This window comes from Chryseobacterium sp. KCF3-3, from assembly GCF_045865955.1.
Lineage (GTDB): Bacteria > Bacteroidota > Bacteroidia > Flavobacteriales > Weeksellaceae > Chryseobacterium.
Map to the genome: position 1 here is coordinate 5,172,403 of NZ_AP035792.1, position 13,667 is coordinate 5,186,069.

Here is a 13,667-nt window from a genome sequence, read left to right on the forward strand (position 1 = left end):
TATAAATATTGTTATCCTATATATCTTCTTACAAATTTATTTTTTGAGTTAACTGATCTATATATTTTTTATACAATTAAACCTGAATCGTTGTAGTTATAAATTAAAATCACTAGCGATGTTAACAGTATTGCAAGGTAGAAATTGTGATTGCTTAGTATTAGTTTATACTGATTCAAAAATCAAAAAGTTACAAATTTAAAAACCCTTTTAAACTTGCTTTACCCTTAAGAATCTCTTAAGATCCCTTGGTTTTACCTTTAAAGGCTTGTATGGTGCGTCTTAGTAACAGGTTTTTCTTGTTTTAAACCTTTTTGTTGCTGTTGTCTTAGGGCTTCAGCAGAGAGGGCTGCTGCCTTTGGATCTGCCTTCACAGTTGGTGTAACATAAGCTGATTTATCAAATTGAATCTTTACTTTTTCTGCAGAAATTTCAGTCTCAACAAGTGCATCTTTAGCTTTCTGTACAAAATCAGGACTTGGAGAAACAGAAAAGCCTTGAACGAGATGGGAAGCCATCGTTAAAGCAATAATTCTATGAGCTGCCTGAGTGGGATGTGCACCATCAGATGTCGCTACAAATCCTAAGTTACTGGCAGTTATATTATCCAGTAATTTTCTAAATGTACTATTGTCAGGGCCTTTTTTATTTTCTCTCAATAAAGAAGCAACCTCGTCGTATAACGCTGTATTTGCGACATTTAAATTATCCTCCAATTGTTTAGGAAGATTGTTTGCAAATACTTTGTCAAGTTCTACCCTGAGTTTGGCAATATCTTCCTGATGTTTTTCTGGTTTTATTTCCTGATAGTATTTGGCTACAAAATCTATCTGGCTTGGATAGGTCCCGGTAACCATTAATGCATCTTTGATAGCCTTTATGCTGGGAAGTTTTTCAGCTGATGTCTTTGGATCTGCCATTTTCTTAATGATTAAATCACCCACTTCCTTATGAAGCATAATCTCATTATCACTTTTAAGGGCTTTATCCAACAGGGGCTGAATTTCAGCAAATACTTCCTTACCTCCTTTAGTATCTTTATATATGGCTTCAAATTCTTTTAGTGTATTGGCAAGCGAAGTGTCTGTACTGTTTTCCGGTTTTCCAAATTCTACTTTTCTTCCGTGGCGCTGTGCAGCTTTTATAAGACGCAAATTATATAAATTGGTTTTAAGTGCCTCATGCATATCCACAATCATCGTATCATCATATTTATCCGGAAATGCTGCTTTTAGATGTTTGTTGAACTCTAAAGTAGCTTCCTGGGCTTTAAGTACTTTTGGATCATCCTGTTTTTTAGCGTAACGTACAGCTTCTACCGGAGCAGGATTATTTACCACCATAAAATATGATTTCCCTCCATTCTTAGCGACACGATCACGAATCTGATCAGTCATCTCTTTGACCTGAGCAACAATTGACTTCATTAACGCAGGGTCTTTACCATCAGTAACAGTATCATTTAAACCAATCCAGACAATATGTAACGTATTTTTAGACTTAGACGGATCATTATCTAATTCTTTGAAATATTTTTCTTTCTGTTCTTCAATGGTGGTTAATCCTATTTTTTTTGCTAATTGTTCACTTTCACGAACTACAGCACCGCCTACCGCATAGTTTACGAATGACAACCTGTTACCAGGGCTTCCATGAGTTGACTCTTTCAGGGACATATGCTTCTCCGTTAAAGTATCTGTTTGTTTCTTGTCTTTACCATCTATTAAACTCTCACCACCTGACCATTCCCACATAAAATCTGCCCAGTTTTTTGTGTCACTGAAACGTCCCACAGAATTAACACGCATTTTACCCATAGCTCTTGCCAGCATACCTGTCATAGTATTTTTCTTTATACCAAGGTCCGACATACTGTCCCCTAAAATTACTATTCTATCTATCATAATTAAAAATTTTAAATTACTGTATAAATATTTTTATCCTATGTATCTTCTTACAAATTTATTTTTTTGAGCTAACTGATCAATATATTTCCTGTCCAATTAAACCTACATCGTTGTAGTTATAAATCAAGGCATTACAGGATAATATTTGTTACTTCCTTATCTTATGAGTTAAAATATGACCAGGCAAACTTTAAAGATCTATTGAATGAGATTGGGAAAAAAATGCTCCATATTGGAGCAACATTCTATACTCCGAAATCTCGGAAAACCCGTAACATTGTTATCCTCTGAGTTGATTTTATCTTATTTATTTTGAATGTAATATTGTTCTCCGATATAGTTCCATAAAGTAGTATTTATGGGTCTTAATATATTATTGCAGGTGTTGGAACCATTTTCTCTGAGTACCATGATGGCTGCATGTTTTGACAGCTGGTCACCAAATTCAATAACTTTTAACAGACATGCTGTTACTTCTTTATTAACAAATCCATCCATCAATCGCCAGATCTCCGGGGATACTGTTCTTCCTGCAGACCATCTCTCGTTAATATAATCGGTGGCAATGAAAGCTAACTTTTCATTTTTGCGCAGATCCAAATTGGTAATCTGATAAAGCGGACGTCCCATAAACAATGCTTTAAGAACAAGGTGGTTCCAGGAATTCAAAGGCAGATATTTGGCCGCAAAAGGATTCGAAAGAGCTATAGAATCGTAGACAGATGTGATATTGGTTCTTATTCCATCTTCAACAAGAGGAACAAATTCACAGGCATTTTCCAGGAAGAATATTCCTTTATAAATACAGATAAGCTCGTTGATATCTGCTGACTGTATTAGTTTTTTTATGATAGCTATGTTCTGATCTTCAGGAATAAGAACTATTAATAAACACCGGCAAAACTGTTGTAGATTCCATTGGCCGGAGGTAAGCCCTGGATACATCTGCTCAAGGATAATTTTTTCAGATGGGCTCCAATCTGGTGAATAGGATGGAATCATGCGAGGGATTAAGCCAAAATTCTGAAAGAAAAGCTCATCATTTTCAAATAGCATAACGGTTTCCATCCAATCCATCTGGACTTCTGAAAGCCTGGTTTGAATCAATGAGTATAATATTTCGCAGGAATTATTATTAAAAGTGTTTTCAGTCATTTCATTAGTGTTTTTGAATTGTTATATAATGGGACATATATTGATCATAATTTCTTGTAAAAAACCTTTAATAAGAAAACTAAATACATCTCATTCAGATTTATTTTATTTAGATTTTATTGCATTAAAAGCTTTTCCAGGTAGACCTCTCAGAACAGAACCAGCCTTATTACTCAACTTATTACCGGATTCAGGATCTACTAAAAGATTGGCAAATTGTGGAACTTTTAATATCATAAGTATCATGATTACTTGCAAAGCAATAGAAAGAAGAACATTCGTGAATTCTGTCTTATCAACAGGCAAAAGAACTATAATTACTTTCAGAATTGTTAATATGGGTTCCCATAGCAGTATAGACAGGAAACCAAAGAACCATGACTTCAGAATTCTTTCATTAGATACAATAAGTGAAAAAGGCAAAACAAATATTCCCAACACATAATAGACAAATATCATCAGTAATTGTCTCATTAAGATATACCCTCCAACAACAGAAGCAATAAAATAAATAATGATATGGAAAAGTTCTAAAAAGGGATTAATCTGCAGAACATCATACACACCATTTCCATCTGCCCCAGTTCCCTGCACATGGGTTATAGCAGTTTGAAAGGCCTGATCAAAATCAGCAGGGCTGCGTCCTGTCACTTTATAGGCACCATGTTTTATTATATCGGATAAAATATCTACAGTATCAAATAATAATAATTTTACCAGAGGAATATATAATGTAATCGCCATAAGAGTGAGAATAGGTCTTAAAAGAGCATCCCGTCCAATCTTTTCATCCGGATCAGCCATTGCTTTCATTACTTTATACCCCACAAAAACAAACGTAAATGTAACGGCTATGAGAAGAACGTAAGGTCTCGACTCATTAATAAAGAGATCAAATCTAGTCTGAAGAATTGATCTATATTGATCTAGAATTTCATTTATTGTCATTTAGCGTGTAGTTTTAACCATCGATAACTTTTTCATTTTACAGATGTTATTATATATTATTTAAGTAAGACTTTATTAATGACCGATAAGGATTCCAGGTCTTTCCTGATAGACAAAACTGTGGCTCTGATTTTCAAAATCCTTATTAAAAGCTTTCCGAAAACAGTATAAACCTGCCCCACACCTCCGGAGAGAATTCCGGATGCTAAGTATCTGTAATAGTCATATTGGGCTTCATCTAAATACTTGTCTTCTGTTTCAAGATCAGCAGCTTTCTTTAGCAATGAATATTTAAGAGATAATGGAGTGAACTTTATGATGTCAATAACCTTTTTTATATCTTTTATTTCTTTTTTGGTAGTTTCAATTGTAGCAATAGAAGCAGCGGCAAGCGCAAGGCTGTTGATGTTTGCCACACTCTTTTTATCATCAATCTCTTTTTCCAGCTTTATAAGTTTTTCCAGCAACTTATTCTGTTCGTCCTTTAGGGCAATTTCTGCCCCTAATCCTGCAACAATTCCAGCTTTGGTTCCTGCAACTACATAATCCGTAATATCAAAAGACCATGTCTGCGTATAAAAAAAACTAAAGCTAAAAAGAAGGAGGAATGTAGATATGGATTTAATAGTTTTCATCTTCCAGTGTTACTCTTATTACTTTGTCTAATGCCTGCTGAATGAGGCGCAACCGTTCTCCTTCAGGAATGTAGTTGGTTGTATCCAGATAGTTTGTAATGTTTTCTTTCTCAGAATCATATTTCTTTTTGAATCTTCTTCTTACTAAAAGGTTTGACAGTTTACCACTTGAAAGAGGTGAAACAGCGACTATCGGATATTTATCCTCTATATAACTATAACTTGTTTTGGATACGAATTTCAACATATCATCTTTTTTTGAAGTTAAACCAGATGATATACGGGTAAGTTCCTTATTAGGTTCTATATAAATATCTTTTGTCCTTGCAACAACAGCACTTTTTGCTATAGCATACCCATTTAATTTTCTATGCGCCGATACAATATCCTCATAAAGCTTTTTTGACAGAACATCATTCGCATTCCAATTCAAAGTGATATTAATGACAGCCTGAGCTTTGAAGATTACAGACAATAATAATGATCCTACGAAAAATGCCTTAATACTGAATGATCTGAAATCAAAATATCTTATATTCATGACAATGAAAAATTTATATTAACTATTTAACAAATTGCTGAACTAATTTTTTCCTGAGATTACTCTGTTTTATATTATCATCTACCTTATCAAGTTCCCGGTTAATGGCAGACAGGGATGCCCTTAATTCTTCATACAGATTAATTTTTTCGCCCAGAATGGTAAGCTTTTCACCATTTAAAAAATTGGAAGACATATTCTCAATCTGGCTGTCTGCTGAAAGTAAATACACTTTATTCTCTTTCTTTTTTGAATAAAACAGGAAAGAAAGCTTTTCATTATCTTCCTTAAGCTTATGGGCTCTGTCTTTGACATTATTGATAATATCATTTACTGTAGAAAGCCAGGCAGCACCACCATAATACAGAAGCCTTTTTCTATATTCTTTTACAAAATCTTTAGTCCTTTTCTCTGTTGTTTCTTCTCTTTCTTTTAAAAAAATATTTTCTACAATAATTGCACCTGATCCAAGGTTAGAAGGTACATCCGAAATTGGACCAATAGGATTATTGGCAAATGGTTGGGAATAAGTTTTTATTGAAACAAATAATAACAGTACTATTAAAAACCTGTACATATTGGAATAAATTTATAGTTGAGTAGAAAACTAAAATACAATTTCGAGGTTCTTGATCAATTGGATGAGATCCGGATTAGATTGTATCAGAAGTGCCAAAGCAGGCAAAGTCATAACACCAAAAACTTCCTTATCATTTTTAGAATATACCCTTACCAGCAGGTCACGAACTCTATAGATTTCCTGTCTTTCAGACGCTTTAATTTTTGAGGCATCAACACTTTGAAGAGCAAGAAGCACTAATTTATCTAATGCCAGAGATTTTAAATAATCTTTCTTAACATTGGTTATATAAGGCATTTTTTTAAACTGGTTCAATATAACAGGTCCTACCCCTAAAGCCCCGGTAGTTAAAGACTTAATAATAAAACTATTCTGCTTGTCAAATTTACTTGACTTTTTATAATTCCTTTCCAAAAATTCTTCATCATTCTTAATCATTTCTTCCAGATGATCATTTTGTAACTTTAGCTGCACAGCTCTTGCACCTGTATGTAAAAGAATTTCTGCAAGCTTTTTCCTTGTATCTGAATCTGTATTATTCAAATGTATAGCAACATGTACAAACTGAGCTGAAAATAGCTGAAATGTCAAAAAAAATAAGATGGGTAATGCTTTCATAATACTATTTTGTTAAAACTTATGGTCGTTAAATAAATATTGAAATTACTTAGGTATGAGGCCTAATTTGTAGAATAAATTACTTTGTTCCGCCTCATATTTCATTTCATCCAATTCCTTAGTCAGAAAATTCAAAGTACTTATAAATCCTTCATCCAGCTTTTCTCTGTTTCCGCGGTTAATCTTTATTCCTACGCCTGCTATAAATGCATCTTCCAATATGCTGTTTGCGGCTTTAATATATGCCAGTTTCTTTTTGCACTTGCTTTTCTTAACAGGATTAAGATAGGGGTTACAAACGTTGGCATATTTGGAAAAATTAATAAGATCCTTTTTAGAGATCGTCGTTCTGGCCGAATTTTCAATTTCATTAACAACCTCAGTCTGAACCAGCTCATCTAAGCTTTTTTTTGTAGCTTTTTCATAATCATCAGTGCCATTTTTCTCAATAGTTCTCTCCACTAAACCTATGGGATCAATGTAGGGTAACTGTCCCTTATACTGCAGTGAAAAAAACAGTAATAACAGAATCAGATATTTCATAACTGAATATATTTATATGTATTCCGGAAATAAAAGCTTCTTTCGGGGAATGCGGATATTTACGCTTCTGCCTCCGGCATGCTCCCCTACTTCAAGACTCAATATCTCATCTTCGTTTAAGGTGAACTTATCAAAGATGAAGGTAAGAACTCTTGTTTCACCCAGTTTTATATTTCGCTGGTCGCCACAGGATTTTACCGGTGTCAGTATTCTCTCCTGATATACATAATCTTTCTTTGCCGCATTATTATTTTTAAGTTTTGATCTGAAAAGAACCTGGTCTATATCCAGAGTGATTTTAGAGGTATTATAGATTTCTACGCGTAAGACAATTTTATTCTGAAAATTTCTGTAATAGATTCCATTTAAAGTCAGATTCAATCCATCATTATTATCTTTAATCTTTACGGTAGAAGGAGCATTTTCAGATAACATACACAATTCCTGAAGATCTTGTGCTGTTTTTTCTTCCTTTTCAATTTTGTTGATATTTTCCTTTGCAAAATAATCTATCTTAGTAAGGGTTTCCACTGCCTTATACGTTGTAATATTCGGGTCTCTGTTGTACCCCATATCAATAGAATAATAGCTTCCTTTACCATTAATAACCGTAAGATTTGCCTGTTGACTTTTTGGATCATTCAGCTCTTCTCCCGTATGCTTTAATTTTAGCATATTACCAATGGTATCTGCAACGAAATAAGTAGATCCCACATCCACATACTTTATTTTTTCGTCAAAAATAATGTGTGTTGTTTTCACATCTGAAACTTCAATTGCCTGGCGTTGAGATAGAGGCTCCAATATTTCCTGGGCGAAAGATCCCTGAGAGCACATAAAAAATAGAATAAATAATACAATGTGTTTTTTCATTTCTTTTGAGAATTTAAATCAATAAAATCATTAATAGCCACAGACATGTTTCCTTTTGCTTCGTATATACCCCGGATTATTTTGTTTTCATCAGCATTGGAAGAATAACATGCATATCTTTCAGGGGATACTTTGACTTTATATACATTAGACATACTTCCTACTTTAACATATACTTCTCCTTTGTCTGTAGAGTAAAGTTTTTGAAGATCAGATTCACTGAGTGACAAATATTTGGAAAACTTATCTTTAGATGCCATTTTCTTTTTATGTGAAAGCATAATCAAGGTATCCGTATTATTTACCATGGCAGGGCCGGCAGCAGTATCTAAAATATCTTCCAAATCCTGGGTCGCAATAGCAACTTCTCCATAAAACTTACGAACGGTCTTATACAAATATTTAATAAACTCTGCCATTTCTCCTTTAGAAATAGGTTTCCAACACTCGTCTATAAATATTGATTTTTTCTCTCCGGGAATCTTCTGAATCTTCGTCATCACCAGGTTAATACACAACATGGTCACTAAAGGGAACAGTATTGGATGGTCTTTGATATTGTCCATTTCGAATACAATAAAACGCTCATGAATCAGGTTCGCAGGTTCTGCTGCATTGAGTATATCTTTATAATGTCCGTCATAAAAATCTTTGAGAGAGAGTTTAAAGCTGATTTTATCAAAATAACTTGATTCTTCTTCAACGGCTGTATTTTCTGATATAAACTCATAGAAAGTAGACATACAAGGAAAAATACCATTCTTGACGACATGTTCGTAATAAAGATCCAGATAGCTGGACAGTATTTGTTTTTCTTCTCTGGAAGCTCCTTCTTCTCCTTTCCATAAGAAAAAGATCAGTGAAAGCAGAAAGGTTTTCTTATCTATATTAATTTCATCTTCATCATAGTAATAGAAAGGATTAAATTGTAAAGGTGAGTTTAAGTCGTATGTAAAGTAAACACCCTCCACCAATTCACACAGCTTTTTATAGGAGTTTCCTATATCTATCATTACAATATGGTGACCCTGCTCATAATACTGACTGGCAATGTGATTGATCAAAAATGACTTTCCGGTTCCTGAAGGCCCGAAAATTAATCTATTTCTGTTCACAATGATTCCCTTTTTAACAGGTTCGTCCCATAAGTCAAGACGTAAAGGAGATTCATTTTTACGGTCACAGAAAAGAATTCCGTCTTTATTACTCTCGTAATAGGACTCAAAATTCAATAATGAAGAGGTTTGCTCGGATATACCAATAAATTTATGATTCTCTGAAATATAAGCAGGAGCTCCGGGGCAATTATTCATATATAATTCCTTTAAGGCATACTTAACCTGATAAGGCGTAATTCCTAAATCCCTGAAAGCATTTTCTAATAAGTTGACGTCATGCTCCAATCTCTTCTGCGAAACATTCCAGACGATCACACTAAAGTGCTGATAAATAAATGTCAATTCTCTTTCCAAAACATCTTCTACCAGATCTTCTACCTGTTGGTAAGTAACCTGATTTTCTCTTGAAAGTATCGCCATACTTTTAAATTGATTCATTTTGGTCTTCAGGGAAGAAAAAACTTTTTCTGAATCCTCAATAAAAATCACCTGATTGTAGATATGGTTTACATCCAGCCCTGTAGATACCGGCTGTATAAAAGGAATTCTGAAATCAGTTTTAGGTGTAGAATATTCAATGCTTTTGATGGTGCTGTTAATGGTAATAGGAAGTTGATTATTTGAAGAAATGGTATACAATTCTGCAAATTTATTTCCTACCTGCAAGTTCCTGTCAAAAAACATATCTCTCAGGTTAGTCTCTCCTTCTTTCGAAAGAGATAAATATTTCCCTAAAAGGGCAATAATCTGATCACTATTCAATCTTTCCACAGTGAAAAAGCTTTCCTTTGTTAAAAATGAAAGACTCGATTCTACTGCCTTGATAAAATCATCTATTCCGTCTAAGTATTTATTATACTGACTGGAGTTATTAAGTATACTTACTTTACTTTTAGAATCCTTTATTATTGTAAGATAACACTCGTGGCTCATTGTCGGCTTTTCATGGAAAAACCTGTTATCACTTGATGCTAAAAAATTAGGACTGTCCGATACTTGCTCTGTGATAGAATCTACAAAAAAGAAATCCTGTTTCTGCAAAATTGTTCCGGCAGGTAAAGATCTGATTACTTTGTCAAAAATCACACTAATCTGCTCAATCTGATCGCTATCAAGCGAATATATCTGAGGAAGCATAACCTTATAGACCAGGCCAACATCTCCTTTTTTACTAATTAGCAAGTCATCATCTACGGCTAATATGTTAAATATTTTTTTGATATCTATATCTTTCATAATCTTAGGAAATAATTCTTAATACCATTTTATAAGACTTCTCTAATTAGAAACAGAGTTATTATTGGATGCTCTTATATTGATCCATAATTGGTATTTTTTAGGTAAAAACACTCTTTTTTTCTCAAATACTTCTTTACTGATTTCTTTTCCAGCTGATAAAATTGCCAGGTTTCTGGCCTCCTTTAAATCGACCCCAGTATTAGTACCTCCTAAAATAGAACCGCTTGCATTTGTTCCTCTTTCAATGGCGTAATCAAAAACATCTTTCGAAACTGTTGATGGTATTTTAAGCCATGAATGATTATTCATATGAATACCTTCTCTTCCATCATAATCATACACTCTAAAGTTTAGCAGATAAAGAACATTATCTTTTTTATAACTTTCAATATCAATATTGATACGGTCTTCCCCTAAAGATATTCTTCCATAAACAATTGTATTCTTAGGAATTATCAGTCCACCTGAGACATCTGAAAGCCTCATATCTTCTTTTATTCTTATAGGAATAATACTTTTGTCCAGTATTCTCTTCTGTTCTATGGTTTCTGAAGGGATGAGTTGTAAAATCTTCTTATTACTTCCAGCTGTTGTCCCCTGGAAAAAATTCTTTTGATCTCTCGTATCATTTTTAGCCAGATTCTTTTTATTTTCCCTGGTTTTTGAAGTACTAACAGAATCTGCAGAATTACCAGAGACTGCATTTTCTGCTAATCCTGCACGAATTTTATTCTGAAGCTCAAATATTTTGTTCAAACTATTTTCAGAGTCAGAACCATAACCGGAACTATAGCCTGAGCCTGAGCCTGAACTATAAACAGAACCGGAAGGATAGCTTCTCTCTTGTGAAGAAATGCTAGATAAAGCTTTCATGTAACGCTCTTGCCTTTTAGCATAGTCATTTTCTTCACTTTGATCATCAAAGTTCTGCAGTTGTCTCTGCAATAATTTTTCATCTTCAGGAACGTCGGTATCTATACCATATTTTCCATCTTTTGAAAAATACTTCTTCAGATCACTTTCATCCTGATTATAAATTTCTAATTTTGACTTTTCTTCAAGCTGTTTCTCATCTACATTGGGAGTTAAAATCAATTTATCATTGGACTCCTTCATTTTTGGGAAAAGTATCAGGCTCATAATCAAAATAAGAATCCCTAAGGCAGCCACAAAAACAACCCCAATGATGATCTTTTTTTTCTTGTCTAGATTTGCAAACATATTTTATAAACTATTATTACACATAATATTCAGAAACAATAAAGGGTCTATTCTTTTACCTTCAACTATTATTTCATAATGTAGATGGGGTCCTGTAGAATGTCCCGTATTCCCACTTAATCCTATCAGTTGTCCAGGCTTTACATATTCACCTTTTCCAACAAACAGGGCCATTAAATGTCCATACCTGGTTCTAAAACCTCCTTGGTTATCAATTAAGATTGTATTTCCATATCCTCTTTCGTATGTTGAACTTAATACGATACCGTAATAGGTAGAAAATACAGCAGTTCCTGTAGGTACAGAAAAATCAACACCTTGATGCTTTTTAATTACTCCATCAATAGGATGTTTTCGATATCCGTAATGGGATGAAACAATTTTATCATAGGATTCCACCGGTGGTATCATCTTTTGTGATTTTATTTTTTGACAGGTAAATACTATAAGAAGAACAACATACGTAGGAAGCAACCTACTTCTTTTGATAAATACTTTATTCATAGGAAGTTACCGTCATTATACATTTATTTCAATTACAAAAAATCAATCCTCTTGAGTGTCCACATCTGACAGTGGCTCACTGACCATATCAGCTTCTTCCTCCTGGGAAATTCTATATAATTCGTTTTCAATAAGAATATCTACCTCTTTTACAATCCTTTCAAAATTTCCATTCAGAACCTCATTGATCATTTCTCCTTCTATGACGGTTGGTATTTCCTTCTTTATCTGATCAGTACGCTTCTCAACTTCTATTTTTCCTCTAAAAATCTTTCTATTAATTTCTTCTCCGAAATTATCGGCAACAACCCCTACAAATTCTCCCTGAGAAAGCTGAGATATCGTAGATACCGGAATGGCATACTCCAAATTCTCATTGATAGAATATGAATTATTGGTATCAATTGTTATATTTTTTAATTTTTGTTTTTTCTTTCCAAAAATTTCCTGAAGCTTGTTTGCTGTCTCACTTCTTACCGAACCGCTGAAAATATTCCCTACGATATTAAATATTGTTTCAGCTACTTTATCGCCATAATCTCTCTTCAGCTGTTCAAGATCCTGCATTCCGATGGTTGTAGAAACTTTATTGGATCTGGCCGTTGCAATCAGGTTATCCAATCCCATAAAATACATGGTTGGTAACTCATCTAATATAACTGAACAAGGCTGCCTTCCTTGCTGATTAATTTCTTTTAGAAGCTGGGTAACCACAAGCCCTAAAGCAGGAGAATTAGTGGTTTGGGTACTTGGTGAGTTAGCAATAATTAATATGCATGGACTTTCCGGATTATTGATACTTAATGAAATATTCTCTTCAGGGAAAACATTATTCCCCATTACCCAAAACAATTCCTTTGTTGCCAACTGAGACAGGGGTATTCTCGCAGAAGCCGTCTGACCTGAAAGCTGTTCATAAGCCTGCTTTGCCAAAGCATCTGCAAAAGGAGTCATAAAGAACCTTAGTTCTGAGTATTTCCCAAAAACTTTAAATACTTTTTCATCCGGCAAAGAAGCTAAAGATATGGCATGAGGCAACGTACAAAACTTCCCATCTTCATAAATTCTCAAGAAATAAATACAGGCTGCGAAATAGGAAATAGCAGATTGAGCAAAAAAGTCTTTTTCTGTAATCCATTCTTTATTCAAATTAAATAAGATGGTTTGTGATGCTTCAATGGCATCTGCTGCTTTCCTTATCAGTTGAGGATCCAGAGGATTCACAAAATTAGACTTCTCCAAATCGTCTAAAGAAACTACACAAAAACGAGGTTCAATTTTGTACTTTTCTTTATAATATTCAAAAAAAGCATATGTTTCTTTTGCCAGTGCAGGAAATTTGAAATCATACACCATCATTGAAAACTGCTTTTGAATATGCTGCCGTATATACTCTTCAACCACAGAGTAAGACTTTCCTGATCCCGGAGTTCCCAAAACCATCGTGGCCCTAAAAGGATTCACTACATTAATCACCCCATTTTCTGTTTTAAAATTCACAGAATAAGGGTTTTTCTTAACTACTTTCTCTTGTTCAAAAATTAGATTCTTGTCATTAAATTCATCCTTCTTATCATAAAAATTGAAGAATTTTCTGAGTTTTAAAAATCCAACGATATAAATAATATAAGACGCAAAAGATATAATAGTATAAGATATAATCTCGATCTTCAAAACCGATACGCTTAAGAAAATAATAAGGGATATCCCTGCTACTATAATATTCTTCATAAAAGAAGAATTTTCTCCTACCTCTCTCTTAACTTCAAAACCAAAGCAACAAAA

The 13,667-nt window shown here is 33.8% G+C and carries 13 protein-coding genes; all 13 read right to left on the reverse strand.

The genetic code is table 11. From position 1 onward, the window contains the following. Window positions 1–260 precede the first annotated feature (260 nt). Window positions 261–1,904, reverse strand: coding sequence for an SGNH/GDSL hydrolase family protein (locus tag ACKTTZ_RS22980; protein ID WP_034700069.1), 1,644 nt, complete (start codon window positions 1,902–1,904; stop codon window positions 261–263). 306 nt (window positions 1,905–2,210) lie between these two features. Beyond that, on the reverse strand, window positions 2,211–3,062 hold the full coding sequence (locus ACKTTZ_RS22985) for an EboA domain-containing protein (RefSeq protein WP_407846715.1): 852 nt from the start codon (window positions 3,060–3,062) through the stop codon (window positions 2,211–2,213). 105 nt (window positions 3,063–3,167) lie between these two features. After that, a complete protein-coding gene (locus ACKTTZ_RS22990; RefSeq protein WP_407846716.1) occupies window positions 3,168–4,010 on the reverse strand; it encodes a hypothetical protein in 843 nt (280 codons plus the stop codon). A gap of 56 nt (window positions 4,011–4,066) precedes the next feature. Beyond that, window positions 4,067–4,645, reverse strand: a complete 579-nt coding sequence (locus ACKTTZ_RS22995; protein WP_407846717.1) for a hypothetical protein — start codon at window positions 4,643–4,645, stop codon at window positions 4,067–4,069. Beyond that, window positions 4,632–5,186, reverse strand: coding sequence for a hypothetical protein (locus tag ACKTTZ_RS23000; RefSeq protein WP_034700077.1), 555 nt, complete (start codon window positions 5,184–5,186; stop codon window positions 4,632–4,634). The genes ACKTTZ_RS22995 and ACKTTZ_RS23000 overlap by 14 nt, the downstream gene beginning before the upstream one ends. A 22-nt stretch (window positions 5,187–5,208) precedes the next feature. Then, entirely contained in the window at window positions 5,209–5,763 is a 555-nt protein-coding gene (locus ACKTTZ_RS23005) for a hypothetical protein (RefSeq protein ID WP_407846718.1), read from the reverse strand. A 30-nt stretch (window positions 5,764–5,793) separates the two neighbouring features. Next, on the reverse strand, window positions 5,794–6,384 hold the full coding sequence (locus ACKTTZ_RS23010; protein ID WP_407846719.1) for a hypothetical protein: 591 nt from the start codon (window positions 6,382–6,384) through the stop codon (window positions 5,794–5,796). Window positions 6,385–6,429: 45 nt separating this feature from the next. After that, window positions 6,430–6,927, reverse strand: coding sequence for a hypothetical protein (locus ACKTTZ_RS23015; protein WP_407846720.1), 498 nt, complete (start codon window positions 6,925–6,927; stop codon window positions 6,430–6,432). Window positions 6,928–6,939: 12 nt separating this feature from the next. Further along, window positions 6,940–7,800, reverse strand: a complete 861-nt coding sequence (locus ACKTTZ_RS23020) for a DUF4138 domain-containing protein (RefSeq protein WP_034700085.1) — start codon at window positions 7,798–7,800, stop codon at window positions 6,940–6,942. After that, entirely contained in the window at window positions 7,797–10,154 is a 2,358-nt protein-coding gene (locus tag ACKTTZ_RS23025) for a TraG family conjugative transposon ATPase (RefSeq protein WP_407846721.1), read from the reverse strand. Before ACKTTZ_RS23025 ends, ACKTTZ_RS23020 begins: the two co-directional genes overlap by 4 nt. 42 nt (window positions 10,155–10,196) lie before the next feature. Continuing rightward, window positions 10,197–11,378: a conjugative transposon protein TraM gene (gene traM / locus ACKTTZ_RS23030; protein ID WP_407846722.1), complete on the reverse strand. Its 1,182-nt coding sequence runs from the start codon at window positions 11,376–11,378 to the stop codon at window positions 10,197–10,199. Between the two features lie 3 nt (window positions 11,379–11,381). Further along, window positions 11,382–11,789, reverse strand: coding sequence for a M23 family metallopeptidase (locus tag ACKTTZ_RS23035; protein WP_158521364.1), 408 nt, complete (start codon window positions 11,787–11,789; stop codon window positions 11,382–11,384). A 135-nt stretch (window positions 11,790–11,924) separates the two neighbouring features. Next, on the reverse strand, window positions 11,925–13,613 hold the full coding sequence (locus ACKTTZ_RS23040) for a type IV secretory system conjugative DNA transfer family protein (protein ID WP_407846723.1): 1,689 nt from the start codon (window positions 13,611–13,613) through the stop codon (window positions 11,925–11,927). Between the last annotated feature and the right edge of the window lie 54 nt (window positions 13,614–13,667).